The organism is Pseudomonas sp. GW823-FHT02C05, from assembly GCF_058797595.1.
In genome coordinates this window covers 1308171-1334787 of sequence record NZ_JBXAJU010000001.1, presented here as the reverse complement: position 1 = coordinate 1334787, position 26617 = coordinate 1308171, and the positions used below count along the sequence as shown (strand labels likewise).

At 66.0% G+C, this 26617-nt stretch carries 23 protein-coding genes and 1 pseudogene; 17 read left to right on the top strand and 7 right to left on the bottom strand.

Annotation, left to right across the window (positions count from 1 at the left end; translation table 11 throughout):
• Positions 1-200: 200 nt before the first annotated feature.
• The 9 genes from AC1RGE_RS06105 to glsB all read left to right on the top strand — a co-directional run bounded on the left by AC1RGE_RS06105 (position 201) and on the right by glsB (position 10503).
• The gene (locus tag AC1RGE_RS06105) at positions 201-1256 is read left to right on the top strand and encodes an ABC transporter substrate-binding protein (protein WP_194238115.1); all 1056 of its coding nucleotides are present in this window, start codon (positions 201-203) and stop codon (positions 1254-1256) included.
• A 15-nt stretch (positions 1257-1271) separates the two neighbouring features.
• Positions 1272-2003, top strand: coding sequence for a class II aldolase/adducin family protein (locus AC1RGE_RS06100; protein WP_019094952.1), 732 nt, complete (start codon positions 1272-1274; stop codon positions 2001-2003).
• 187 nt (positions 2004-2190) lie between these two features.
• Positions 2191-3390: an LLM class flavin-dependent oxidoreductase gene (locus tag AC1RGE_RS06095; RefSeq protein ID WP_019094951.1), complete on the top strand. Its 1200-nt coding sequence runs from the start codon at positions 2191-2193 to the stop codon at positions 3388-3390.
• A 10-nt stretch (positions 3391-3400) separates the two neighbouring features.
• On the top strand, positions 3401-4972 hold the full coding sequence (locus tag AC1RGE_RS06090) for an ABC transporter substrate-binding protein (protein WP_072450256.1): 1572 nt from the start codon (positions 3401-3403) through the stop codon (positions 4970-4972).
• Positions 4965-6026, top strand: coding sequence for an ABC transporter permease (locus AC1RGE_RS06085; RefSeq protein ID WP_015635723.1), 1062 nt, complete (start codon positions 4965-4967; stop codon positions 6024-6026). Before AC1RGE_RS06090 ends, AC1RGE_RS06085 begins: the two co-directional genes overlap by 8 nt.
• A 23-nt stretch (positions 6027-6049) precedes the next feature.
• Positions 6050-6895: an ABC transporter permease gene (locus AC1RGE_RS06080; protein ID WP_492583673.1), complete on the top strand. Its 846-nt coding sequence runs from the start codon at positions 6050-6052 to the stop codon at positions 6893-6895.
• On the top strand, positions 6892-8682 hold the full coding sequence (locus AC1RGE_RS06075; protein ID WP_492583671.1) for a dipeptide ABC transporter ATP-binding protein: 1791 nt from the start codon (positions 6892-6894) through the stop codon (positions 8680-8682). The genes AC1RGE_RS06080 and AC1RGE_RS06075 overlap by 4 nt, the downstream gene beginning before the upstream one ends.
• Before the next feature lie 250 nt (positions 8683-8932).
• The gene (locus AC1RGE_RS06070; RefSeq protein WP_318255187.1) at positions 8933-9313 is read left to right on the top strand and encodes an REP-associated tyrosine transposase; all 381 of its coding nucleotides are present in this window, start codon (positions 8933-8935) and stop codon (positions 9311-9313) included.
• A 281-nt stretch (positions 9314-9594) separates the two neighbouring features.
• Entirely contained in the window at positions 9595-10503 is a 909-nt protein-coding gene (gene glsB, locus AC1RGE_RS06065; protein WP_011061446.1) for a glutaminase B, read from the top strand.
• Here glsB and AC1RGE_RS06060 read toward each other — a convergent pair whose 3' ends face one another.
• Both AC1RGE_RS06060 and AC1RGE_RS06055 read right to left on the bottom strand, forming a co-directional pair.
• Positions 10504-10965, bottom strand: a complete 462-nt coding sequence (locus AC1RGE_RS06060) for an LEA/WHy family protein (protein WP_011061445.1) — start codon at positions 10963-10965, stop codon at positions 10504-10506.
• 168 nt (positions 10966-11133) lie between these two features.
• Positions 11134-12573: a nucleobase:cation symporter-2 family protein gene (locus AC1RGE_RS06055; protein ID WP_011061444.1), complete on the bottom strand. Its 1440-nt coding sequence runs from the start codon at positions 12571-12573 to the stop codon at positions 11134-11136.
• Positions 12574-12831: 258 nt separating this feature from the next.
• Here AC1RGE_RS06055 and AC1RGE_RS06050 point away from each other — a divergent pair.
• From AC1RGE_RS06050 to chrA, 8 genes and pseudogenes are all read left to right on the top strand, one after another.
• Positions 12832-13329, top strand: a pseudogene (locus tag AC1RGE_RS06050) (RNA polymerase sigma factor); the annotation flags it as partial.
• Between the two features lie 7 nt (positions 13330-13336).
• Positions 13337-14296, top strand: coding sequence for a FecR family protein (locus AC1RGE_RS06045; RefSeq protein WP_026020026.1), 960 nt, complete (start codon positions 13337-13339; stop codon positions 14294-14296).
• A 122-nt stretch (positions 14297-14418) separates the two neighbouring features.
• Positions 14419-16896 carry a TonB-dependent receptor gene (locus AC1RGE_RS06040; protein ID WP_019093627.1) on the top strand — a complete coding sequence of 826 codons (2478 nt, stop codon included), beginning with the start codon at positions 14419-14421 and terminating at the stop codon, positions 16894-16896.
• Positions 16897-17146: 250 nt separating this feature from the next.
• Entirely contained in the window at positions 17147-17863 is a 717-nt protein-coding gene (locus AC1RGE_RS06035) for a helix-turn-helix transcriptional regulator (protein WP_015635716.1), read from the top strand.
• Positions 17864-17915: 52 nt separating this feature from the next.
• Positions 17916-18245, top strand: coding sequence for a nuclear transport factor 2 family protein (locus AC1RGE_RS06030; RefSeq protein WP_011061439.1), 330 nt, complete (start codon positions 17916-17918; stop codon positions 18243-18245).
• A 176-nt stretch (positions 18246-18421) separates the two neighbouring features.
• On the top strand, positions 18422-19549 hold the full coding sequence (zapE, locus tag AC1RGE_RS06025; protein ID WP_492583669.1) for a cell division protein ZapE: 1128 nt from the start codon (positions 18422-18424) through the stop codon (positions 19547-19549).
• Positions 19550-19707: 158 nt separating this feature from the next.
• A complete protein-coding gene (locus tag AC1RGE_RS06020; protein WP_011061437.1) occupies positions 19708-20199 on the top strand; it encodes a GNAT family N-acetyltransferase in 492 nt (163 codons plus the stop codon).
• Positions 20199-21386: a chromate efflux transporter gene (gene chrA / locus AC1RGE_RS06015; protein WP_019093622.1), complete on the top strand. Its 1188-nt coding sequence runs from the start codon at positions 20199-20201 to the stop codon at positions 21384-21386. The genes AC1RGE_RS06020 and chrA overlap by 1 nt, the downstream gene beginning before the upstream one ends.
• On the opposite strand, the gene AC1RGE_RS06010 is transcribed toward chrA, so the two are convergent.
• From AC1RGE_RS06010 to AC1RGE_RS05990, 5 genes are all read right to left on the bottom strand, one after another.
• Positions 21383-22807: a heavy metal sensor histidine kinase gene (locus tag AC1RGE_RS06010; RefSeq protein WP_492583667.1), complete on the bottom strand. Its 1425-nt coding sequence runs from the start codon at positions 22805-22807 to the stop codon at positions 21383-21385. The genes chrA and AC1RGE_RS06010 overlap by 4 nt on opposite strands.
• On the bottom strand, positions 22804-23478 hold the full coding sequence (locus AC1RGE_RS06005) for a heavy metal response regulator transcription factor (RefSeq protein WP_011061434.1): 675 nt from the start codon (positions 23476-23478) through the stop codon (positions 22804-22806). The genes AC1RGE_RS06010 and AC1RGE_RS06005 overlap by 4 nt, the downstream gene beginning before the upstream one ends.
• A gap of 318 nt (positions 23479-23796) precedes the next feature.
• Entirely contained in the window at positions 23797-24021 is a 225-nt protein-coding gene (locus tag AC1RGE_RS06000) for a hypothetical protein (RefSeq protein WP_492583665.1), read from the bottom strand.
• A gap of 293 nt (positions 24022-24314) precedes the next feature.
• Entirely contained in the window at positions 24315-26057 is a 1743-nt protein-coding gene (locus AC1RGE_RS05995) for a phosphoethanolamine transferase CptA (RefSeq protein WP_019093620.1), read from the bottom strand.
• 246 nt (positions 26058-26303) lie between these two features.
• A complete protein-coding gene (locus AC1RGE_RS05990) occupies positions 26304-26480 on the bottom strand; it encodes a DUF6026 family protein (RefSeq protein WP_015635709.1) in 177 nt (58 codons plus the stop codon).
• Between the last annotated feature and the right edge of the window lie 137 nt (positions 26481-26617).

Genomic DNA, 26617 nt, shown 5'->3' with positions numbered 1-26617 from the left:
CCTGCTGCTGCTCCAGCAGCAATGTTCGTCGGCCCGTTGCTCCGACAGCAGCAGTCGCTGCGCAATGCTGCTGGTCGGGCAGCAGTCGGCGAGGTGCCGGTTTTGCGGGCAGCGGCCCAGGCCCCGTAATCCGGGGCCTTGCCCGGTTGGCACGGGCGCTGCAATAGCCCTGGCAACAGCCATTGCACAGGAACTCGTTCATGACGCTTGCCGCCACATTGCCCACGTCCGCTGCCCAGCCTGAACTGGAGCAGATCTGGTTCACCCGCTGCCCGGTGCCCACGGCTTCCGGGATCGCCTACAAGCTGGGCTGGCTCAGCGAGGAGTTTGCCGCCGACGGCCTGCCGGTCGCGACCCTGCAGGAAGCCCGGCAACTGGGCCATCACCATTACGATCACCAGTTGCCCGGGCTGTTTCGCGAGGGCGGCAACGTGCCGGCCCTGGCTGCCCGCGCCGCCGGTTCCCCCAGCCGGCTGATCGGCCTGACCTGGATCGAGGAATGGCAAACCTTGCTGGTGCGCCCGGATTCCGGCATCAGCCGCCCCGAGCACCTCAAGGGCAAGCGCCTGGCGCTGCCGGCCTGGGGCGAAAACCGCCCGGGCAGCATCGCCCGGGCCATGAGCCTGCACGGCTACAAAGGCGCGTTGAGCCTGGCGGGCCTGGGTTTCGACGACGTGCAACTGGTGGAAGTGGCGCTGCAGGACCAGGAGCGTGCGGCGACGCCCCAGGAAGGTTTGCAGCGCCTGTGGTCGGGCCTGGACTATCTGGTGCGCGGCGAGGTGGACGCGGTCTACGTCAAGGGGGCTGCCGCCGCCGATGCCGCGCGGCGCCTGGGGCTGGTGGTGGGCATCGACCTGGACCTGATCGCCGAGCCGCGCTACCGCATCAACAACGGCACGCCACGGCCGATCACCGTGCACCAGAGCCTCTTGGACAATCACTTCGACCTGGTGGTGCGCTTTCTTGCCCAGACCCTGCGCGCCGCCGACTGGGCGGCCCACAACCGGCCGGCCCTGAACGCCATCCTGGAAGAGGAAACCCGGGCCGGCAGTGCCGGGGTGAATGAGGCCTACCGCGGCGATTTCCACACCACCCTGGCGCCCGACCTGTCGCCGCAGCGCCTGGAGTTTCTCGATATCCAGAAAAACTTCCTCTATCGCCATGGCTTCCTCGAACGGGATTTCGCCATTGCCGACTGGGTCGACCCACGTCCCTTGCACGCCGCCCATGAACTGCTGGCCCAGCGCCGCGCCTGAACCCGGAGAATTGCCATGACTGTATTGATCAACGAAACCCCGATTACCCAGGAACTGCAGGCCTTCATCGATCAGGTGCTGCTGGAGGCCGAACAGGCGTTCACCGTGTTCCGCGAAACCCAGACCATCACCGCCAACGGCACCGTGGGCTTCATCGAGCGGGTACCGGGCCAGGAACTGCTGGTGTCGGTGAACTACGGCGGCCCGTGGAACTACCGCAAACCGTTGCAGGCCACGGTCACCGACTTTGCCGGCAAGGTCATCCTGGGCCAGGGCAAGGGCGGCCTGGGACGCTATACCAAGCTGTTCCAGCAGCATGCCGACATCACCACCGTGTCCCACGTGCATTCGCCGTACCTGGGAGCCTGGGCCCAGACCCACCGCACGCTGCCGTTCCACTATGTGCCGGTGCAGCGCTACCAGCTGGCCCGGGAGCTGCCGGTGTACATCGACCGGCGCCAGCCCGAGGTGGACTTCATCCTCGACAGCATTGCCCAGAACCCCTTCAACCTGGCGATTCTCGAAGCCAACGGCGGCTCCACGGTATGGGGCAAGCAGGGCCTGCGGGCCACGGCGGAATTCATCCTGTTGCTGGAAGAGGGCGCGCAACTGCAACTGCTGGCCGACGCCCTGGGTGGCTCCCGCCCTTATGGCCCAGGCGTACTGACCCAGCAATGGAAGATGAGCGGCCTGTACGAGCGCGCCACGGAACTGGGCCTGGTGCCCGCCATCGACCGCCGCAGCTGACCTGCCGCTCCCCGGGCAGCGGCTATCGGAGCTGTTGTAGGAGCTGGCTTGCCAGCGAAAGCGCCCGCAAGGGCGATACAAGGCTTGAGGGCCTCTTCGCCGGCAAGCCGGCTCCTACGCGGTGGGGGGCGGCGGTGGGCGGGGCAGCGATGGCTGCACAGGCTTCAATCATTCAAGGAACAGCTACATGGCAGTCAAGATTCTCTGGTACCTCACCACCCCCGACGGCCCCTATCCCTGGGAGCCGGAAGGGCGCTGGAACACCGATTTCCAGCACCTCAAGCAACTGGCGGTGGCCAGCGATCGCCTGGGCTACTACGGTTCGCTGCTGGGTTCGAGCCCCAATGAAAGCCTGGCGGTCTCGGCGGCGCTGATCGATGCCACCCAGCGCTTGCGCTTTTTGGTGGCACAGCACCCGGGGGAGTTGTCGCCGGCGGTGCTGGCCAAATGGGCGCTGACCTTCGATCAGTTCTCCAACGGCCGCCTGCTGTTCAACGTGGTCAACGGCAGTGACGCCGGGCTGGCCACCCTGGGGGTGCACTATCCCCACGATGAGCGCTATGACTTCAGCCTGGAGTACTGGCGGGCGTTCCAGGGCTTCTATGCCGGGGACACCGACGGCTACGACGGCCGCTACGTCAAGCTGGCGCCGCGCTCGCCGGCCGCGGCCGGCCATCCCCTGGGCGGCTGGCACGCGCCGAGGCAACGCCCCGGCATCCCGCTGTGGGGCGCCGGCACCTCCGGCCCGGGAGTGGCCCATTCAGTGCAGTTGCTGGATGTGTACCTGAGCTTTGCCGACACGCCGCCGAAACTCGGCGAGAAATTCCGCAAGGTGGCCGCCGAGGCGGCGAAGATCGGCCGTGAGCTGAGCTTCGGTACGCGCCTGCAGATCATCGTCCGGGAAACCGAGGAGGAGGCCTGGGCCCACGCCGAGAAACTGCTGCAGCGCACCTCGCTGCAGACCGCCCGGGCTTCCATCGAACGCCAGTTGCCGCCGGGGGAAACCCTGGACAGCTTCCACAGCGACGACCCGCAGATCCAGCGCAATGTCGAGGCGATCCGCACCGGCCGCCTGCCCAAGGCCCGGGACCTGGAGATCTACCCCAATGTCTGGCTCGGCCCGAGCCTGTTCGGCTTCAACATTCTCGGGCCCGCCGCCGGCACCTACCTGGTGGGCAGCGCGCGGCAAGTGGCCGAGCGCATTCGCGAATACGAAGAGCAGGGCACCTCGGCCTTCATTCTTTCGGGCTTTCCGCTGATCGACGAGGCCCACCGGGTGGCCGACCTGCTGTTCCCGCTGCTGGACCTGGACCACGGTTTCGAGGTGCCGCGCCTGGGCGCGACGCTGGCTGCCCGGCAACCGGCCAAGGCCACCGAGCAGGCCTGAGGAGCGAGCGATGAGCGAGGCATTTTCCCGCCGGGTATTCCTCGGCCATTCCCTGGCCGCCGGTGGCGGCCTGTTGCTGGGCAGCAGCCTGCTCAGCGGCTGTGACAACGGTGCGGCGCCCGGTGCCGCACCGCTGCTGCCCGGCACCCCGGTGCGCGGCGGGCGCCTGCGGGTGGGGATCATCGATGGCGACCAGTCCGGCAATCTCGACGCCCACAAACCGGTGGGCGGTGGGATCATTCGCGGCTGGGCGCTGTACAGCAAGTTCTGGGAATGGAACCCGGACGTCAGCACCCGGCTGGCCCTGGCGGAGTTCGCCGAGCCCAATGCCGACGCCAGCGTCTGGACCATCCGCATCAAGCCGGGGCTGGAGTTCCACCACGGCAAGAGCATCGGCGCCGACGACATGCTGTTTTCCATCCTGCGCCTGACCGACCCGCAACTGGCTTCGCCCTTTGCCGGGCTGGTGGGGGCCATCGATCGCCAGGCCCTGCGCAAGCTCGATCAGCGCACCATCGAAATCCGCTTCAAACAGGGCCAGAGCTTCTTTCCCCTGGACGAAACCCTGATCAGCTTCGGTGCCATAGTGCCCACCGACTACCACCCGCAGACCAACCCGGTGGGCGCCGGCCCCTACCGGCTCAAGCGCTTCATTCCCGGCCAGCGTTCGCTGTACAGCCGTTTCGAGAACTACTACAAGCCCGGCCAGCCCTACGCCGACGAACTGGAAATCATCGAGTTCAAGGACCAGGTGTCGCGGGCGGCGGCGCTGCGGGCCGGGCAGATCGACGTGGCCAGCGGCGTACAGGCCGAGCACAGCGCGCTGCTCAAGGCCGATCCGCGGCTGCGCTTCTACGCCTCGCCGAGTACTTCTTTCACCGGCTTCAACCTCAATCTGGCCAAGGCGCCGTTCCAGGATGTGCGGGTGCGCCAGGCGTTCCGCCTGCTGGCCGACCGCCAGGAGCTGGTGGACCGTGGGCTCAATGGTTTCGGCCGAGTCGCCAATGACCTGTATTCGCCCCACGACCCCACCTACAACCACGGCATTGCCCAGCGGCCCCATGACCTGGAACAGGCCCGTTCGCTGTTGCGTCAGGCCGGGCAGAGCGACCTGCGGGTGGAGCTGACCACCACCCCGGGCCCGGGGGTGAACGCGGCGCTGGTGTTCGCCCAGCAGGCGAAGAGGGCCGGGGTCGAGGTCAAGGTGACCCAGGTTGACGCTTCGGTGTTCAACGGCCCCCAGCGCGAACAGTGGCTGCTGTCGCCCGGGGCCACGCCGGCCCGGGGCTTTCTTGCCTCGGCGCTGCACAACGACGCTCCCCAGGCCATCTACAACCGCAGCAACTTTCACGACCCGCGATTCACCCAGCTGTACCAGCAGGCCCTGGCCCAGCCCGATCTGCAACTGCGCCGGCAATGGGTGCACGAAGCCCAGGCCATCCAGCACCAGCGCGGCGGGCTGCTGATCTGGGGCTTCAACGATGTGCTGGACGCGGCCTCGGTGCGGGTTGGCGGGCTGGTGCCGGAACAGACGACCTTCGCCTCCTGGCGCTTTGACGAAATGTGGTTGAACCATGCCTGACACCTGCCGCAACACGCCCCGTACCCCGGCCTGGCTGTCCTGGTTCGTCGGCCGCCTGGGCTACGGCCTGCTCACGGCCTGGGTCATCAGCCTGGTGGTGTTCATCGCCACCCAGGCGCTGCCCTCGGACCCGGCGCGGGTGATCCTTGGCCCCGATGCGCCCCTGGAAAGCATCCTCACCCTGCAACGACAACTGGGGCTGGACCGGCCACTGCTCGAGCAATACCTGCACTGGCTGGGCCAGACGCTGGAAGGCGATCTGGGGCAGTCCCTGGATTCCAGCGCGCCTGTGGCCGACGTCCTCTTCGCGCGCCTGGGCTACACCCTGGCGTTGCTGGCCGGGGTCATCGCGCTGGTGGTGCCCGCGGCGCTGCTGCTGGGGGTGACCCTGGCCCTGCGCCGTGACAGCCGCCTGGACCGCTGGAGCCTGTCGTTGCTGATCTTCCTCAAGGCTACCCCGGGTTTTCTCCTGGCCATTGGCCTGGTGCTGCTGTTTTCCATGCCCCACATGGACCTGCTGCCGGCGGTGTCGATCCTCGACCCCCAGCTGGCACTGTGGCGCCAGCTGCAATTCCTGGTACTGCCGGTGCTGGCCTTGAGCCTGTCGGCCTTACCCTACCTGACGCGCATGGTGCGCGCGGCAATGATCGAGGCCCTGGAATCGGACTACGTGATCGCCGCGAGGCTGCGGGGCATCCCTGAGTGGCGCATCGTCTGGCGCCACACCCTGGCCAATGCCCTGGTGCCGGCGGTGCAGGGGCTGGCCCTGACCCTGCGCACCCTGATCGGCGGGGCCCTGCTGGCGGAAGTGGTGTTCAGCTATCCGGGGATCGGCACCGCCCTCAACTCGGCGATCCAGATGCGCGATCTGCCGATGATCCAGGCCATCGTGCTGGTGATCACCCTGGGGGTGGTGCTGATCAACCTGTTGGCAGACCTGGCCACGGTGCTGCTGACCCCCAAGTTGCGTACGGCGCGGCGGGCCGGCCTGATCCGCCGCAACCGACGAGGCCTCCAGCCCTGGTGGCGCCGCTCGGCGCCCAAGGCTCCCTGAACCTGCGGCATGAGAACCTATCCATGAACGACTTACGCATTTCCCGCTGGCGCCTGTGGCTGGGCGAACCGCAAACCCGCAAGGGTGCATTCATCACCTTGCTGGTGGTCCTGCTGGCGCTGTTCGGGCCCTGGCTGGCGCCCCATGGCAGCACCGACATGCTGGGCCCGGTGTACGGCGCGCCCACTGCCGGCGCCTGGCTCGGCCATGACTTTCTTGGCCACGACGTGCTTTCGCGGTTGCTCCGCGGGGGCCTGTCGGTGTTGTGGATGTCCCTCGCGGCGGCCTCCATCGCCCTGCTGGTGGGCAGCGCCCTGGGGTTGCTGGCCGGCCTTTCGCGGCGCCGGCTGGACACGTTGATCAGTTGGCTGGCGGATGTTTCCCTGGCCTTTCCCGACCTGATCCTGGTGCTGCTGATCGTTTCGATGCTGGGGCGAGCGCCCTGGTTGATCGTGCTCACCGTGGCCATCGCCTTCACCCCCGGGGTGGTGCGCCTGGCCCGGGGCAGCGCGGTGGCGGTGGCGGGGCAGGAGTTCGTCGAGGCCGCGCAGATGATGGGCTATTCGCGCTGGCGGATCCTCTCTGGGGAAATCCTGCCGAACATCCTCACGCCGCTGCTGGTGCACTTCGGCAACATGCTGACCTGGGGCGTGGGCATGCTGTCGGGGCTGAGCTTCCTCGGCTATGGGGTGGCGCCGCCGGCCGCCGACTGGGGGCTGATGATCAACGAGAACCAGGCCGGGCTGCTGGTCCAGCCCTGGGCGGTGCTGGCCCCGGCGCTGCTGATCGGGGTGTTCGCCTACGGCACCAACATCCTCGCCGAGGGCATCGGGCGCAGTCAGGCGCGGATCGGGGAGAAAGGCCCATGAACGCCGTGGTGGAAGTGACCCGAGAGGCCCGGGTGCTGCAGGTTGAGGGATTGCGGGTGGAGCTGGCGGTTGGCGTGGAGGTGTTGTCCGGAGTCGGCTTCAGCCTGGCCGCGGGGGAAATTCTTGGCCTGGTGGGGGAGTCGGGCTCGGGCAAGACCACCCTGGCCACGGCCCTGCTGGCCCATGCCCGGCGGGGCGCGCGGATTGTCGAAGGGCGGGTCGAGGTGGCCGGGCAGTCGTTGCTGGACCTCTCGGCGCAGGACCTGCGCCGGGCCCGGGGCGGCCTGATCGGCTATGTGGCCCAGGACCCGGCCACCGCCCTGAACCCGGCGCTGCGCATTGCCGACCTGCTGGAGGAAACCCTGGCGGTGCATCCATCGCACCTGGACCGCCACGGGCGGCAGCAGCGGATCCGCGACACCCTCAAGGATGTGGGCTTGCCGGCGGATCGCGAGTTCCTGCGGCGCTTTCCCCATCAGCTGTCCGGCGGCCAGCAGCAGCGGGTGATGCTGGCCCTGGCCTTTGTCCTGCGGCCCCGGCTGATCGTGCTCGATGAGCCCACCACGGCCCTGGATGTGACCACCCAGGCGCACATCCTCGGCACCTTGCGCCACCTGTGCAAAAGCCTGGGTGTGGCGGCGATCTATGTGTCCCACGACCTGGCCGTGATCAAGGACCTGGTGGACCGGGTGCTGGTGATGTACGCCGGGCGGATCGTCGAAAGCGCCTCCCGTGATGCGCTGTTTCGCCAGCCGGCCCACCCCTATACCCGGGGCCTGCTGGCGGCGATTCCCGATGTCGGCCAGCGCCGGCCCCTGCTGGCGATACCTGGGCAGGCCCCGGCGCCGGGGCAGCGGCCGGCGGGGTGTGCCTTCGCCCCCCGGTGCCCGCGCCGGGGTGCCCAATGCACAGCGGGCGAGCCGTTGCTGCAAGGGCTTGCAGCTGATGTCCAGGTGGCCTGTATCGACCCTTATCGGCAGGCGTTGCCCATGCCGGCGCCCGTGGTGGCGGTGCAAGCGGCTGTGTCCGGCAGCGAACGACGGCCGCTGCTGGAGGTCCAGGGCCTGAACCTGGCCTATGACCGCCAGGTGCTGTTCGACGTCAGCCTGCAAGTGGTGGCGGGGGAGTGCCTGGCGCTGGTGGGCGAGTCCGGCTCCGGCAAGACCAGCCTGGCCCGGGCCCTGGCCGGGCTTGGCGAGCACGCCGAAGGCCGGGTGCGGTATGCCGGCCAGCCTCTGAGCCTGTCGGCCCGGCAGCGGAGCAAAGGGCTGCGGCACCAGATCCAGTACATTTTCCAGAACCCCTATCGGGCGCTGAACCCGCGGCACACCCTGTACCAGACCCTGAGCGCACCCCTGGAGCACTTTTTCGGCATCCGGGGGGCCGAGGCCAGGGCGCGGGTCCATGCGGTGCTGCAACGGGTGTCGCTGTCGCCGGCCCTGGCGGACCACTATCCCCACAGCCTGTCCGGGGGCGAACGACAGCGGGTGGCGATTGCCCGGGCCCTGGTGTGCGAACCCAAACTGCTGATCTGCGATGAAGTCACCTCGGCCCTGGACGTCTCGGTACAGGCCTCGATCCTCGCGCTCCTGCGCCAGTTGCAAGACGAAGGCCTGACCCTGCTGTTCGTCACCCATGACCTGGGCGTGGTACGGGCCATTGCCGACCGGGTGCTGGTGCTCAAGCAGGGACGGGTGGTGGAGCAGGGCGTAGTGGACGCCGTGCTGGACCGACCCGAGCACATCTACACCCGGACCCTGCTGGAGAATTCGCCACGGCTTGGGTGACATCTTCAGAAACCCTTGCACCGCCTTCGCTGGCAAGCCAGCTCCTGCAGGGCCAGCTCTCAACCGTAGGAGCCGGCTTGCCGGCGAAGAGACCCTCCCAGAAATACCCGGATCCACAATGCCCCGGCGCACCCGTACCCACGGGTTAGCCTTGACTTGTATATCCGTCACACGGAGGACATCGCAATGCCCCAGCGCTTCCACGGCAACCGGCTGCGTACCGGGCGGCCAGGTCTACCTGCTCACTGCTGTGACCCACCACCGCGAACCATTCTTTGGTGATTGGCGTATCGGCCGCCTGTTGGTGCGACAACTGCACCAGGCCCAGCTTGAAGGTCGTGCCAGTTCCCTGGCCTGGGTGGTGATGCCTGATCATTTCCACTGGCTGCTGGCGCTGGGGACGGGCTCGCTATCGGCCCTGATGCGCGGTATCAAATCCCGCAGCGCACGGGACATCAATGCTTGCCTGCAGCGAACCGGTCGCGTCTGGCAAAAGGGTTACCACGACCGCTCACTGCGCCGGGAAGAGAACCTGCTGGGGGTCTCCCGTTACATAGTCGCCAACCCGATTCGCGCCGGCCTGGTCACCCGCGTGCACGATTACCCCCTCTGGGACGCCATCTGGCTGTAGGAGCCGGCTTGCCGGCGAAAGGGCCCGAAAGGCATGTGGCGAATCTGCCGACGCCTTCGCTGGCAAGCCAGCTCCTACAAGGCCAGCTCTCAACCGTAGGAGCCGGCTTGCCGGCGAAGGGGCCCGAAAGGCAGGTGGCGAATCTGCCGACGCCTTCGCTGGCAAGCCAGCTCCTGCAGGGGCTGGGGTGGTGGGGCATTTGCCGGTGGACTGTGCTGCGCCGGCTCTGGCGTGCGTCTAGCTGCCATAGCCCCGCAGTCGTATCGGTAATGAGCCAGAACATGCAAGACCTGTTGAACCAGATTCTCGATGAAGTCCGCCCCCTGATCGGCCAAGGCCAGGTGGCCAATTACATTCCGGCCCTGGCGGATGTGCCGGCCAATCAGTTGGGCATTGCCGTGTATGGCAACGACGGCCAGGTGTTCAGCGCCGGTGACGCCGATACGCCGTTCTCGGTGCAGAGCATTTCCAAGGTCTTCAGCCTGGTGCAGGCCATCGGTCATTCCGGCGAGGCGATCTGGGAGCGCCTGGGCCACGAGCCCTCGGGGCAGCCGTTCAATTCCCTGGTGCAACTGGAATTCGAGCGTGGCCGGCCGCGCAACCCCTTCATCAATGCCGGGGCCCTGGTGATCTGCGACATCAACCAGTCGCGCTTTGCCGCGCCGGCCTTGTCCATGCGCGACTTTGTCCGGCGCCTGTCGGGCAACCTGCAGGTGATGGTGGACGGTCGGGTGGCCGAGTCGGAGTACCAGCACCGCGCCCGCAACGCGGCCATGGCCTACCTGATGCAGTCCTTCGGCAACTTTCACAATGATGTGGAGGCGGTGCTGCGCAGTTACTTCAGCCACTGCGCCTTGCGCATGAGCTGCGTGGATCTGGCCCGGGCCTTCTGTTTCCTGGCCAACGACGGCTTCTGCAAGCACAGCGGGGAGCAGATTCTCACCCGGCGCCAGACCCAGCAGGTCAACTCGATCATGGCCACCAGCGGCCTGTACGACGAGGCCGGCAACTTCGCCTATCGGGTCGGCCTGCCGGGCAAGAGCGGGGTGGGCGGGGGAATTGTGGCGGTGGTGCCGGGGCAGTTCACGGTCTGCGTCTGGTCGCCGGAGCTCAACAGCGCCGGCAACTCGCTGGTGGGCATGGCGGCCCTGGAACTGCTCAGCCAGCGTATCGGCTGGTCGGTGTTCTAGTTACCAGGCGCCGGGGTTGCTCAGGCTGAGCTGCCCGCGATCGATGAAGCGCTGGGTGCCGAACAGCCCGCCGGCGAGCTTGCCGCGCAGCACGTAGGGCAGGTTGTCCAGGCTCTGGGTCTGGCTCAGGCCCAGGGTCTGGCGCAGCACCGAGAAGGCCGAGACGCTGACCGGGATCACCAGGATGTCTTCCGAGTAGCGGCCGATATGCCCTTGCTGGTCGCTGACCCCGGAGGCCAGGGGGCGGCCGTTGACTTCCAGGTCCAAGGCCACGCCGTTGTAGTCGATGGGGCTTTCGTTGGGGTTCTGCAGACGCAGTTTCACCGCGAAACGCATTTCCAGATCCTGGCTCGGCAGTGGCTCGATGCCCACCACATTGATCGCCAGTGGATCGCGATTGGGCAACAGCGCACAAGCGCTCAGGCTGAGCAGTACCAGGGTCAAGGCGATCAATCTACGCATGGAATACCTGTCGGCAATGGAAATGAATGGCTGGCCGGCACCTTGTAGCCGCTGCCGAGCCTGCGAGGCTGCGACAAGGCCCGCAGGGCCTTGCCTGGCAAACCCCCGGCCAGCCTTCCACGGCCGAGGGCCCATCACCAGCGCTCGCAGCATAGACGCCTGCGAGCCTCAGGAGTTCGCTTTGCCGCTCATGTCCGGGTCTTGCATGACCTTGAGGGTCGCCGCTTCCGGATCGAACTCGTCTTCTTCCAGCTCAAGGAATTCCTCCGGCAGGAAGATGTTCAGGAAGATCGCGCAGAAGGCGCCCACGGTAATCGGCGACTCGAAGATGTTGTGCAGCGCCTTGGGCAGCTCGCGCAGCACTTCCGGCACCGCCGCCACGCCCAGGCCCATGCCCAGGGAGATGGCCACGATCAGCACGTTGCGCCGGTGCAGCCCGGCCTCGGCGAGGATCTTGATCCCGGCCACGGCCACGGTACCGAACATGATCAGGGTGGCGCCGCCCAGTACCGGCTTGGGCATCAGTTGCAGCACCGCGCCGATCACCGGGAACAGGCCCAGCAGCACCAGCAGCCCGGCAATGAAGTAGGCCACGTAGCGGCTGGCCACGCCGGTCAGTTGGATGACCCCGTTGTTCTGGGCAAAGGTGACCATCGGCAGGCTGTTGAACACCGCTGCCACCGCCGAGTTGAAACCGTCCGCCAGCAGCCCGGACTTGATGCGCTTGATGTACAGCGGGCCCTTGACCGGCTGCTGGGAAATCATCGAGTTGGCCGTCAGGTCGCCGGCTGCTTCCAGGGGGGAAATCAGGAAGATCACCGCCAGGGGAATGAAGGCGATCAGGTCGAAGGAGAAGCCGTACTTGAACGGCACCGGCACGCTCACCAGGGGCACCTCGGGCATGGCCGCCATGTCCACCCGGCCGAGCATCCAGGCCACCACGAAACCCAGGGTCAGGCCGATGACGATGGAGCCCAGGCGCAGCATCGGGTGGTTGAAGCGGTTGAGCACCACGATGGTCAGCAGCACCAGCGCCGCCAGCCCCAGGTTGCTCGCCGCGCCCAGGTCACTGGCACCGTAGCCGCCGGCCATGTCGGTGACCGCCACCTTGATCAGCGACAGGCCCATCAGGGTGATGATGGTGCCGGTCACCACCGGGGTGATCAGCTTGCGCAACTTGCCGATGAACTGGCTGAGGAACATCTCGATAAAGGCTGCGACAAAGCAGATGCCGAAGATGGTGGAGAGGATTTCGTTGGTGTCGCCGCCCCGGCCCTTGACCATGAAGCCGGCACTGAGCAGCACGCTGATAAAGGAAAAGCTGGTGCCTTGCACGCACAGCAGGCCGGAACCGATGGGCCCCAGGCGCCGGGCCTGGACGAAGGTGCCCAGGCCGGAGACGAACAGCGCCATGCTGATCAGGTACGGCAGCTCGCTTTCCAGCCCCAGGACCCCGCCGAAGATCAGGGTCGGGCTGATGATGCCGACGAAACTGGCCAGCACATGCTGCAGGGCGGCGAAGATCGCCGCGCTGAAATGCGGACGGTCGTTGAGGCCGTAGATCAGGTCTGACTTGTAGCGGGGAGGGGAGCGGTCGGGTGCGGTCATGGGAAAAGGCCTGCCAGTGACGTGTGAAAACTACGGGGGCACACGTCGGAAAGTGGACGGGACTTGGGCCGCAACGCCATGTCATGGACAAGATGTGCGCACCCGGTCAGAAAAAAGGAGGCGCAGGATGCCAGAAAGGCGCCGCAGCCAGAAGGGCAAACAGGCGGAAAAAGCCAAGTTGGAAAGGATACGAAAGATACTGTTTCTCATTTGCCTTTATGGAATAATCCGCCTCCCCGATCCGCGGACCGCCCCCCGATGCTGCCGACCCCCAGCCTGCTGCGCAGCTTTCAAGAGCATTACGACGACCTGCTGAAGTTTCTCACCCGGCGCATGAGCGATCGCCAACGGGCGGCGGACGTGGCCCAGGAGACCTACCTCAAGTTGCTCAAGGTCGATCCGCAGACGGTGGAGGTGCACAACGATCGCGGTTTCATTTTCCGTGTGGCCGGCAACCTGGCCATCGACACCCTGCGCCGCGAGCAGCGCCTGGCGGCCAACCTCAGCGACGGCCAGGAGCACGCCGAAGCGGTGGACCCGGCCCCGGCACCGGAAGCCGTGCTGCTGGCCAAGGAGCGCCTGGCGGTGCTCGACGAGGCCCTGGCGCAACTCTCGGACAACGCCCGCCAGGCCTTGCTGCTCAATCGCCTGGAAGGCCTGACCCAGGCACAGATCGCATTGCGCCTGGGCGTTTCCGAAAGCATGGTGGCAAAATACATCGGCCAGGCCCTGCGCCATTGCCGCGACTGGCTGAAAGTCCACCATGAATGATTCCTTCTTGCCTGCCGCCGATGCCATGACCGACCACCCCGAAAGCCTCGAAGACGCCGCCATCGACTGGCTGGTGCTGCTGCACTCCGGCAACGCCACGCCGGCCCAGCGCATGGCCTTCCAGCAATGGCGCCAGCGCAGCCCGGCCCATGCCGCAGCGGCCGCCGAGGCCCAGCAACTGTGGGGTGACCTGGGGCAGACCGAGACCGCGCGGCAACACCAGGCGCCGCCCGTCATGGTGCGCCGGCCACGGCGCCTCTGGCCGGCGCTGGCCGCTTCGCTGCTGCTGGCGCTGGGGGCTGGCCTGGGCTGGCAGCAGTGGCCGGCCTTGACCTCGGACTACCACACCGGGGTCGGCCAGCAACAGAGCATCACCTTGGCGGACGGCTCGCGGGTCACCCTCAACAGCGCCAGTGCGCTGTCGGTGGCCTACTCGGCGGATGAGCGCCGGGTGATCCTGCGCAGCGGCGAAGCGCTGTTCGAACCGCTGGCCGACCCGCAGCGGCCCTTCGTGGTCCAGGCCCAGGCCCAGCAACTGCAAAGCGCTGCCAGTGCCTTCAGCGTGCGCCGCGACGGCCACCAACTGACGGTGGTGGTGCGCGAAGGGCAGGTGCAGTTCAGCGGTGACCACGCACCAGTGCTGCTCCAGGCCGACCAGCGCCTGCAATACCAGCCCGGCCAGCCGCTGCTGGCCCAGCAGACCGTGGACGCCGCCAGCCTGACCGCCTGGCAGCGCGGCAAGCTGATCTTCAACGGCCGCCCGCTGGGTGAGGTGATAGGTGAACTGGAGCGCTACCAGCACGGGCGCATCCTGATTTCCGACGGTCAGTTGGCGGCCCTGGCCATCAGCGGTGTGTTCGACCTGCATGATCCGCAAGGCTCGCTCAAGGCCCTGCAGCAGCGCTACCCGCTGCACGTCACCTACCTGCCATGGCTGGCGGTCCTGCACTGAGTCGAATTTTTTTTGCCTGGGCACTGCAAGTTCCCCTGGGGGAAATCGTCGTAGTGAGACTGAGAAGACAATCATTCTCATTGACGTCATTTCAACCGGCTGGGAAGGAACACGTGAAAGCAATGTTCAAGCTGTCGACACTGGGGCGCGGTCACCACATCATGCGCCGCACATTACTGGCCCAGGCCCTGTTCGCCGGGGCCTTGAGCCCGGTCCTGGCCCAGGCCCAGGAGGCCGCCACGGTCAGCCAGGCCGGCAGCGCCCAGGAGCGCCGGGTCTCGTTGAACCTGCCGGCCCAGCCCCTGGACCAGGCGCTGACCCGCTTCGCCGATCAGGCCGACCTGCGCCTGCTGTACACCACCAGCGATGTCGAGGGGCTGCAATCCACCGCCCTCAACGGCGAGGTCACGGTGGCCCAGGCCCTGCAAAGCCTGCTGGCCGGCAGTGGCATGAGCTGGTCGTTCAGCGACGGGCACACGGTGATCCTGCGTCGGGCTGGCGTGCCGGCCGCCAGCCTCAACCTCAAGCCGACCCAGGTCACCGTGGCGTCACGCACCAGCGCCGCCATCAGCGAGATTCCCGGCACCGTGTGGGTGGTGGAGCAGAGCCAGCTGCGCGAGCAGTTGAGCACCGGGGTCAGCCTCAAGGAAGCCATCGGCAAGCTGGTACCGGGCCTCGACCTGGCCCCGGAAGGGCGCACCAACTACGGCCAGAACATGCGCGGGCGCAACGTGCTGGTGATGATCGACGGGGTCAGCCAGAACAGTTCCCGGGGCCTGTCCCGACAGTTCGACAGCATCTCGCCGTTCAACGTCGAGCGGGTCGAAGTGCTGTCCGGGGCCAGCGCCATCTACGGCGGCGGCGCCACCGGCGGCATCATCAATATCGTCACCAAGAAAGGCGAACCGGGCCCGGCGCGCTTCGAGACCCAGCTGGGGGCCAGCAGCGGCTTCAACAACAGTGACGACCTGACGACCCGCATCGCCCAGTCGGTGAGCGGCGGCAACGAAGCCATCAGCGGCCGGCTGGCGGTGGCGGGGGAGCAGAACCAGGCGTTCTATGACGGTGCCGGCAAGCAGATCTTCATCGACAACACCCAGACCGACCTGCAGTACAACCGTACCCTGGACCTGATGGGCAGCCTGGCTCTGCAGTTCAACGAAGAGCAGAGCCTGGACCTGCTGGCCCAGTACTACGACTCCGGCAACCATGGCAGCACCGGGATCTACTTCCCCAACCTCAAGTACAAGGCGCCGTCCAACCTGGAAGACGCCGAGCTGCGCGGCGGCTATTCCACCGACCTGGAACCGCGTACCAAGCGCCTGCTGCTCAACGCCAACTACCACCACAGCGACGTGCTGGGCCAGGATTTCTACCTGCAGGCCTCGTACCGCAAGGAAGACGACAACTTCTTCCCGTTCCCCTACTACAACAGCGGCAGCCCCGCAGGCTCCAAGGGTGTGTACTTCGCCGCGTCCCAGCAGAATTTCGAAGTCACCAGCCTCAAGGCGCTGTTCGCCAAGGAGTTCGAGGCGTTCAAGCTGACCTACGGCGTGGACCTGGACCGCGAGCGTTTCAATGCCCAGCAGAGCACCTTCGACCAGGGCATCTCCTCGGGCAGCGGCGGCCTCGACCTGGTGACCCAGAGCAAGGCGCCGCGCTATCCCAGCTACCGGGTCGACGGCCTGTCCGGCTATGCCCAGCTGGACTGGCACGCCTCCGACAACCTGACGGTATCCGGCGGCTACCGGCGCCAGCAGATGGACGTGGACGTGGGCCAGTTCAAGAACGTACCCGGCGGCAGCAACGACTATGCGGTCAACCTCTACAACCTGGGCACCATCTACGACTTCAAGAACGGCCACCAGCTGTGGGTCAACTACGGCGAGGGCTTCGATCTGCCGGACCCGGCCAAGTTCTACGGCAAGCCGGGCCTGAGCGTGGACGACAACCCCCTGGCCGGGATCAAGAGCCGCCAGGTGGAGACCGGCTGGCGCTTCTCCGATAGCGACTGGGATGCCCAGGCGGCGCTGTACTACATCTGGTCGGACAAGGTGATCACCACCGACCAGGCCACCCTGACCATCGACGTCAAGGACCAGAAAAGCCGCGACTACGGTTTTGAAAGCGCCCTGACCCGGCACTTCCAGAACGGCTGGGAGCTGGGCGGCACCCTGCATGCCGTGCGCTCCGAGGAGGAGAACAAGAACGGCGGCTGGAGCAAGCGCGACGCCCGTTATGCCTCGCTGTCGAAACTCACCGCCTTCGTCGGCTGGAAGGACGACAGCAGCAGCGTGCGCCTGCAGGGCAACCACGCCTTCACCCTCAAGGACGACGCGGTCAAGCAGATCGACGCCACCCACAGCGTGGATGCGCCCAACACCATCGACGGCTACACCACCTTCGACCTGCTGGGCAGCCACGACACCGAGTTCGGCACCTTCAGCGGCGGCATCCAGAACCTGCTGGACAAGCAGTACAGCACCGTCTGGGGCCAGCGCGCCAAGCTGTTCTACTCGCCGACCTACGGCCCGGACTACCTTTACGACTACCAGGGCCGTGGCCGCACCTACACCCTGACCTGGACCATGGCCTACTGATGCCCCGGGGGCTCTTGCGGCCCCTGTAGCCGCTGCCGAGCCCCAGCGAGGCTGCGCAAAGGCCCGCAGGGCCTTGCTTGGCAACTCCCAGCCGAACCCTGCGACGCAGTGCCTTCACCGCCTGCGCCAGCGGCTACAGGACCCCGGCAGAATCATGCCTGGCAATGTCCCGCCAACCCCCATCCTCCTGACAGAAACTGTCAGGAGGCTCTGGTAATCTGCGCCGGTGTTTTTTCCGGAGTGCACCTGCGTGTCGCGAGCCAGTCGTTTACTCACCCTGCTGCAGATGCTGCGGGGCAAAAGCCGTCCGGTGACCGCCGCGACCCTGGCCTCGGAGCTGGAGGTTTCCGAGCGCACCCTGTACCGCGATATCGCCGAGCTGACCGCCCTGGGCGCGCCGATCTACGGTGAGGCCGGGATAGGCTACGTGCTGCGCAGCGGGCTGTTCCTGCCGCCGTTGATGCTCAATGCCGACGAGACCGAGGCCGTGGTGCTGGGCCTGCGCTACGTCGACCAGCGCGGCGACGAGGAACTGAGCAAGGCCGCCGCCGATGCCATGGCCAAGATCGCTGCGGTGCTGGCCCCCGCGGCCCAGGACGCACTGCGCAATCCGACCCTGTTGCCCGGCCCGGCGGGCTACGGCTTCCCCGACAACCCGGTGTCGCTCAATGTGTTCCGCCAGGCGATCCGCCTTCAGGCCAAGCTGCTGATCGACTATGCCGACGTCAACCAGAATCCCAGCCAGCGCCGGGTCTGGCCCCTGGCCCTGGGCTTTCTCAACGAGGCCCGGGTGATCGTGGCCTGGTGTGAATTGCGCGAGGATTACCGCACCTTCCGCACCGACCGCATTGCCGCCGCCCAGGAACAGGGCGAGCGGTATCCGGGGCGGCGCAGCGACTGGCTGCGAGCCTGGCGCAAACGCATGCACAGCGATGAGCAGGGCCGTTTCACTGCTGACAGGAAATGACACGCGGGGGCTTTAGCATGGCCCGCTCATTCAACAGCAAGGAGCTTTTGTCATGTCGGCCACAGACCCTTCCCTGGCCCCGGCCATCGCCGCTTATGTCACGGCCATCAACAGCGGCGACAGCGCAGTGGTGGCGTCGATCTTCGCCGACCGCGCCCAGGTCTTCGATGAACGCGAGCACTGCGTGGGGCCCCAGCAGATCGCCCGCTGGATGGGCAAAGGCGCGTGCCGCCTGGAAATCCTCGGGGTCCAGCAGCGCACCGGCAAAGTGCTGCTCGACAGCCGGGTGTGCGGTGACTTCCCCGGCAGCCCCCAGGCCCTGCGCCACACCTTCCGCCTGGACGCCCAGGGGCGGATCGAACGCCTGGATATTTCCCGCTGATGTAGCCGCTGGCGCAGGCGGCGAAAAACCTGAGCATGCCCAAGGTTTTGCTGGAGACCGCCAGGCAAGGCCCTGCGGTCCTTTTCCCAGCTTCGCGGGCTCGGCAGCGGCTACAGGTCGGCCTGGAGCGGCTCATGCTGGCATACTGCGGCTCTTTGCCAGGAGGCCCGAGCCCCATGCCATTCGATTCCCCCATGAGCGCCTACCAATACGCCCTGGAGCAGCAGGGCTTTGTCGCCGACGCGGCGCAGGCGCGGGCGGTGCAGGCCTTGCAGCAATGCCATGAAGCCCTGCATCAAGGGCGCACGGCGGTGCCCGGGGTCTATCTGTGGGGGGCGGTTGGGCGGGGCAAGACCTGGCTGATGGACCAGTTCTACCAGAGCCTGCGGGTCCCGGCGCGGCGCCAGCACTTTCATCATTTCATGGGCTGGGTGCACCAGCGTTCGTTCCAACTGAGCGGTATTGCCGACCCCTTGCAGGCCCTGGCCCGGGAGCTGGCCGAAGAGGTGCGGGTGCTGTGTTTCGATGAGCTGTTCGTCAATGACATCGGTGACGCGATCATCCTCGGGCGCCTGTTCCAGGTGATGTTCGACCAGGGCGTGGTGCTGGTCTGCACCTCCAACCAGCCCCCGGAGCAGCTGTATGCCGATGGCTTCAACCGCGAGCGCTTCGTTCCGGCGATCAGCGCCATCCGCCAGCACATGCAGGTGGTGGCGGTGGACGGCGAGCAGGATCACCGCCTGCACCCGGGCACCGCCGAGCAACGCTACTGGCTTGGCGCCGAGGGGCAGCCGAGCGCCCTGGGGCCGGTGTTCGAGCGCTTGAGTGCCGGGCAGCCGGCGAGCAGCGAGCCGCTGTTGCTCGGCTATCGCCCGTTGCAGGTGGTCAAGGCGTGCGGGACGGTGGTCTGGTGCAGCTTCGTCGAGCTGTGCGAACAGCCGTTTTCCGCCATGGACTTCATGGCCCTGTGCGACCGCTTCCAGGCCATTCTCCTGAGCGATGTGCCCAACCTCAGCGCTTGCCAGCGCCCCGCACGCATTGCCCGGGGCACCGAGGATGGTGCCGAGCGGGTGGTGGCCGGGGATCGTGAGTTGCCGCAGCTGTCGGTACATGACGACGCGGTGCGGCGTTTCATCGCCCTGGTGGACGAGTGCTACGACCGCAAGGTGCCGCTGTACCTGGAAGCCCAGGTGCCCATGGAACAGCTGTACACCGAGGGCTACCTGGAGTTCGCTTTCCGCCGCACCCTCAGCCGCCTGCAGGAAATGCAGTTGCAGCGTTTTGCCGGTGGGCCCGCGGCCTGAAGGGAAACCTTTCCGGCTGCCGTGGATCCCGGCCGCTGCTTAGGATTTTTTCTGTAGTGCGCGGGTTAAAAATCTTCGTTTGGTCAAATCCCCCAGCCTACAATCGAGGCTGCCTGAGCCCTGAGCGCTCACTTTCAATACGTTGATCGAGGATGAACATGGACGTTGCCGATGTCGTGGTGTTGCAAGCCAGTTACAGCAACCCGGTGCACGCCGAAGCCATAGGCGTGTTGCTCAACCACTATGCCGAGGACCCCATGGGCGGCGGCCAGCCCCTGGACGCAGACCGGCTCCAGCAGTTGCCGGCGGAGCTGGCCAAGCGGCCCCAGGCGTTCAGCGTGCTGGCCTTTGCCGGCGGGCAGCCGGTGGGCCTGGTGAACTGCTTCGAAGGCTTCTCCACCTTTGCCTGCCGGCCCCTGGTGAATATCCATGACGTGGTGGTGCTGGACAGCTACCGCGGCCAGGGCCTGAGCAAGCGCCTGCTGCAGAAGGTCGAGGACATCGCCCGGCAACGGGGCTGCTGCAAGGTCACCCTGGAAGTGCTGGAGGGCAATGCCCAGGCCCAGGCCGCCTATCGCGCCTGCGGTTTCGCCAATGCCATGCTCGACCCGGCTCACGGGCGCATGCTGTTCTGGAGCAAAGCCTTGTAATGCACGCCCCCAGCCCCTGCGCGCCGGTCCCGGTAGAAACACCCTGGCGGATCTTCCTGGTGTTTCTGCGCCTGGGCCTGAGTTCGTTTGGCGGGCCGCTGGCGCACCTGGGCTACTTTCGCCAGGAATTCGTCCAGCGCCGGCGCTGGCTGGGGGAGGCGGCCTATGCCGAGCTGGTCGCGCTGTGCCAGTTTCTTCCCGGACCTGCCAGCAGTCAGGTCGGCATCGCCCTGGGATTGTCTCGCCGTGGCCTGCCCGGGGCCCTGTGTGCCTGGGCCGGCTTTACCTTGCCTTCGGCCCTGGCCCTGGCACTGCTGGCCCTGGGGGTGGGGGGCGGGGTCCCGGCCGGGGCGCTCAAGGGCTTGCAACTGGTGGCGGTGGCGGTGGTGGCCCAGGCCTTGTGGGGCATGGCCCGCAGCCTGTGCCGGGGCGCCTTGCAGATCGTCATTGCAGTGCTGGCCGCGGCGCTGGTGCTGCGCTGGCCGGGCCTGGGCGGGCAGTTGCTGGTGATGCTGCTGGCGGCGCTGCTGGGCCGCTGGCTGATCAGGCCGGTGTTCCAGGTGCAGGTCCAGAGCCCTCCCTCTGGGTCGAGTCGCCGCCTGGGGGCGTGTTGCCTGGGGCTGGCGCTATTGCTGCTGGTGCTGTTGCCGGGGCTGGTGCTGCTCTGGCCGGGGCGCCTGCTGAGCCTGTTCGATGGTTTCTACCGGGTCGGCGCTCTGGTATTCGGCGGCGGCCATGTGGTGCTGCCGCTGTTGCAGGCGCAGGTGGTGGAGCCCGGCTGGGTCAGCAGCCCGCTGTTCCTGGCCGGGTACGCCAGCGCCCAGGCGATGCCCGGCCCGCTGTTCAGCGTCGCGGCCTTTCTCGGCGCGGCCATCGATGGCTGGAGTGGGGCGGTGGTGTGCCTGCTGGCGATCTTTCTGCCAGGGCTGTTGCTGGTGATCGGCGTGGTGCCCTTCTGGCAGCGGCTGCGCCACCGCCAGGGCATCCAGGCGGCCCTGGCCGGGGTCAATGCCGCGGTGGTGGGCCTGCTGGCGGCAGCGTTGTACCAACCCCTGTGGACCAGCAGCGTGACCGGCGCACCGGAACTGGTGGCGGTGTTGCTGGCGCTGCTGCTGTTGCGCAGCGGCCGGGTGCCGCCCTGGGCCCTGGTGCTGCTGGGGGCCGGTGCCGGTGCCTGGCTGCTCTAGAGGTCGTGCTGCGCCGGGTCGAGCCGGGGGAATACCAGGCGGAACTCGGTCAGGAGTTCCGGGATGCTGTTGACCTCGGTGCGCCCCTGGTGCAGGTTCATGATCGAACGGACGATGGCCAGGCCCAGCCCGGTGCCGCCTTCGGCCCGGGTGCGGCTGCTGTCGACCCGATAGAAGCGCTCGAACAGATGGGGCAGGTGGCTGGCAGCGATGCCCGGGCCGGGGTTGCCCACGCTCAGGCTCACGGCCTCCATGGTCTGCTCCACCCGCAGGCTGATCTGCCCCCGCGCCGGGCTGTGGCGAATGGCGTTGGACAGCAGGTTGGAAATGGCCCGCTGGATCATCAGCCGGTCCCCCAGCACCCAGGCATCGCCACTGGGCTGCAGTTGCAGCTGCTTCTCTTCGGCGCTCAGGGCGAACAGGTCGATGACCCGGCGCGCTTCTTCCCCCAGCGAGACTCGGGCGAACCGGGCCTGGGACGCCGGCTGGCTGACCTGGGCCAGGAACAGCATGTCGGCGACGATCCGCGTGACCCGCTCCAGCTCTTCGATACTGGCCTCCAGCACCGCCTTGTACTCCTCTGGCGGGCGTTCCCGGGACAGGGTCACCTGGGCCTTGCCCATCAGGTTGCTGATGGGCGAGCGCAACTCGTGGGCCAGGTCGTCGGAGAACTGCGACAGGCGCTGCACGCCGCCGTCCAGGCGTTGCAGCATGACATTGATGCCCTGGCCCAGCTCCGCCAGCTCCCGGGGCAGGCCCTGCAGCTTCAGGCGGTGGGTCAGGTCCTGGGTGGTCACCCGCGCCGCGACCCGGCTGAACTGCTGCAGCGGCAGCAGGCCCCGTTGCACCAGCCACCAGGCGCCGAAACCGATCAGCAGCAGCAACAGGGGCAGGGCGATCACCGTGGAACGCAGGTAGGCGCTGAGCAGCGCCTGATCGTTGCTGCGGTCCAGGGTCAGTACCACCTGGACCTGCTCGCCGTTGCGCAGGCTCATCTGCCGCAGGGCGCTGAGCAAGGGGTTGCCGCGGCTGTCGCGCCAGTCGACATAGCCATCGCCACCGATATTGCCCAGGGGCTCGGGCAGGGACTCCTGGGCCATGCCGCCGACAATCAGCAGGGGTTCGGCCAGCGGATCGCTGCCGAGGATGCTCAATTGCAGGTTGTCGTGGCCCATCACCAGGTCCAGCAGGGAATGGGGGCGGGCCGCCAGGTCACTGCTCTTGAGGTCGCTGGTGAGGCTGTGCCGGATCTGCTCCAGCTTGCTGTCCAGGCCCTTGCGCGCCAGGTTGTCCAGCTCATGGTTCAACGCCAGGTAGGCCAGGGTTGCCAGCAGCACCACCAGTGCCGCGCCCATTAGGGCGACGGTCAGCCCCAGGCGCATGGACAGGCTGCTGGCCGCGGCGGCGGGGCGCGTTGTCATGGGCGTGCTTCCAGGACATAACCGACACCGCGCAGGGTATGGATCAGCTTGACGTCACTGGCGTCGTCGATCTTGCCCCGCAAGCGGCTGATGGAGACTTCCACCACGTTGGTGTCGCAGTCGAAGTTCATGTCCCAGACCAGGGAAATGATCTGGGTGCGGGTCAGTACTTCTCCGCTGTGGCGCATCAATACATGCAGCAGGGTGAACTCCTTGGTCGTCAGGTCGATACGCCGACTGCCGCGATAAGCCCGATGACGGCGCGGGTCAAGTTGCAGGTCGGCAACTTGCAGAACTTCCGGTTGGACAATGACTTCACTACGACGCATCAGGGTACGAACCCGGGCCAGCAACTCGGGAAATTGAAACGGTTTGACCAGATAATCATCGGCGCCCATATCCAGGCCCTTGACCTTGTCTTCCAGGCGCCCGCGGGCAGTCAACATCATGACCCGTGCGGGATAGTTTCCCTGCAGTTGTTCAAGAACTTGCCAACCATCTTTGCCGGGCAGGTTGATATCCAGGATTACCAATTCATAGGGCTGTTGTTGAATCAGGTGCAGGCCGTCCACGCCATTGTTCGCCCGGTCCACCACATAGCCACTTTCACTCAGGCCCTGATGCAGGTAGTCGGCCGTCTTGGGTTCGTCCTCAATCACCAGAATGCGCATTGCAATATCCTCTTCAAAGCTGTCGGGGCTGTCGAGCGAGCGCAGGTTAAAGTCTGTAGTAGCTATAGGGTCAATAAAATAACCCAGCTAATTCAACTGATTAACCAGGCTGTCCGATCAGTGGCGAGTGGCATGGTGCGGCGATACTAATTGAGCCGGGGCACTGCGGGCGGCAGATGACCGGGTTGTCATCTGCCTGTCATGCGGGTGCAAGAGAAGGAGGGCAGCCCCTATGAAAAAGGCGCCCGCAAGGGCGCCAAACATCCACTTCTGGCAAAGGAGCAGATTGCCGAGAAGGGGTATCGCTGGAACTGGGGGTCAGGCACCAGGCTGTTGTTGCTTGGCATCCGAGGCGGAATAGTTGGGCTCGGATTTCTGCTTTTCGGCTTTTGCGGTGTTTTCGGTCTTGTCGCCATAAAGTTGCTGCTGGCTAACGCGGAAGTTGTCATAGAAGCGCTGCATATTTTCCGAGCCACCTTCGGCAAAGGCCGCGCTGGAACCTACCAGAATCAGGCCGCTTAATACCAAAGTTGAAAGTTTCATGCTGTTTTTCCTGCTTAAGAATGTTCGGTACTTGTTACGTCCCTGCACAAGAAGTGATGGGCGAAAGTTTCACCGAAGTGTATTAAGCGAGGGTTAACGTCAGCCTGAAGTGCTGATTACAATTTCGACATCATGTGTCTTTGCCGGCGCTTGGCTGCGCTGGCCGGCAAGGGCACCGCCTTGAAGGCGCCGCCTGCGGACGCGGCCTGGTGCAAAAAAAAGCCCCGGGAACCGGCCAGGGTTCTCGGGGCTGTTTGCCGGCAAGCCGGATCCTGCGGGCGTGACAGGGGGGCTTACTTCTGTACCACCGTGGCTTCGACCGGAGCCTTGGGTTTCATCAGGCTGAAGTCGATCAAGGGCTTGCTCTGGCGCGAGTAGGGGTCGCCGATCAGCAGCGGGCGTGGCTTGAAGCTGTCGCTCACCAGGCTGCGGCTGTGGTCCAGCTCATCGAAACTCAGGCCCGCCAGGTCCGCCCAAGTGTGAATCAGCTGGGAACTCATGTAGGGGCGGCTGAGGTCCGAGGCAAAGCTCCAGTCATGGGTTTCCCGCCATTTCGGCGAGGCCCAGGCCATGAACGGAATGGTGTACATCGGCGCCGTCGGCCGGGCTTCGTTGCGGCCCAGGGTGTCATGGCCGGCGGAGTCGAAGACGTCCTCGCCGTGGTCCGAGAGGTACAGCAGGAAACCGTTGGGGTCGGTCTTGGCGTAGTTCTTGATCAGGTTCGAGACCACGAAGTCGTTGTACAGCACGGCGTTGTCGTAGCTGTTGTAGGTGGGCAACTGGTCGTCGCGCACGCCGGCCGGTACGCCCTGGCGATCATTGAACTTGTCGAAGCTGGGCGGATAGCGGTACTGGTAGCTCATGTGGGTGCCCAGCAGGTGGACCACGATGAACTTGCGCGGTGCGCTGTCGGCCAGGGCCTTGGAGAACGGTTCGAGCACGTCGCCGTCGTACTGGCGGGCGTTCTGGTTGCGGTTGTTGTTCAGGTAGACCTGCTCGTCCGCCTGTTCGGAGAAGGTGGTGAGCATGGTGTTGCGCTTGGTCATGGTCTGCTGGTTGGTGATCCAGTAGGTCTTGTAGCCGGCCTGCTTCATCACGCTGACCAGGGACGGGCTCTTGAGGTACAGGTCGGGGTTTTCTTCGTCGGCGAAGGTCAGTACCTGCTGCAGCGCCTCGATGGTGTAGGGGCGCGGGGTGATGACGTTGTTGAAGATCGCCAGCTGATCCTTGAGCTTGTCCAGCTCCGGGGTGGTCTGGCGCGGGTAGCCGTACAGGCTCATGCGCTGGCGGTTGGTGGATTCGCCGATGACCAGTACCAGGGTCGCCGGCTGGTTGGCCATGCTGTCCTTGAGGTTGGTCAGGGGGGCGATCTTGCTGGCGCTGGCGAGCATGCCCTGCATGCCGTCCAGTTGCTCGCGGTAGCGGCGATAGGCAATCACCATCTGCCAGGGCACGGCGGGCTCGATGCGGGTTTCGAATTTCTCCAGGCCGGCGGCCAGGGTATCGGCGCGGGAGATCTGCTTGACCAGCGGGTAGCCGACGATGGCCACCAGGATTGCGGTCGCCGCCACCAGGGCCTGGCCCCGAGGCAGGTAGACCGGGCGCAGGCGGGTCCAGAGGAAGAAGGCGAATGCGCTGTGGGCGAGGAACGCCAGGAGCATCCACCAGGCAAAGTACTGGGTCAGGTATTCACCGGCTTCCGAGGGGTTGGACTCGAACATGATGAAGATGACGCTTTGCGAGAACTCCTGCTGGTAGACGAAGAAGTAGCCCAGGCTGGCCATGGAACAGGTCCAGAGCACCACGCCGATCACGGCGGCCATGACTTTGGTGCGCGCCGGGAACAGCAGCATCGGTGCCAGCCAGATGGCGCTCATGAAGAACGCCTGGCGGAAACCGGTGAAGCCGGAGGTGTCGGTCAGCTGGATCAGCAGTTGGGTGATGCCGGAGAAATACCAGAAGAACAGGAACAGCCAGAGCAGCCCCATCCAGTCAAAACCTTTCGCAGATGCACTACTGCGTTTGAACAATGCCATTGAGCGCTCCCCAGGGATCCAGATTCATTGCGCGCCAAGGGCGTCGCGAATGAGCGCCGTCTTGTAACAAGACGGCCACAATGGCCGGGAGTATCGACAGGCAAGTGTGAAAACTTTGTCAGCTGAACGTCGCTATTTTGTGGTCTGCAACGGGGTGGGCTATGGCGGTATGGCGAGGGAAGGCGGCTTGGCCCGGGACCTACAGCGGGGCTGAACGCAGGTCGGGCCTGCGTTCAGGGGCGAGGCTCAGCTCGCGGAGGAGAGGTGTAGCGGCGCCGGTTGACCCTGGCTTTGCAACTGCAGGCGCAATTGTGCGAGCTCCCGTTGCAGTTGATCGCGTTCGTCTTTGAGTTGACGCAATTCGTCACGACGAATGGTGACGTACAGGGTTTGTGCTGGTCGTGCCGGTAGTACTGTGCCCATTGCTTCACCTCGCAAATGGCGTGTCTCAACTATGCTTCGCTGGCCGCATCCCTTGCGCAAAGCACTATCGGCGGCAATTTTATTTCTTTTTCGGGCAAAGGGAACTTTTTTATTTTTCGCGGTCGCTGTGTCTTCGC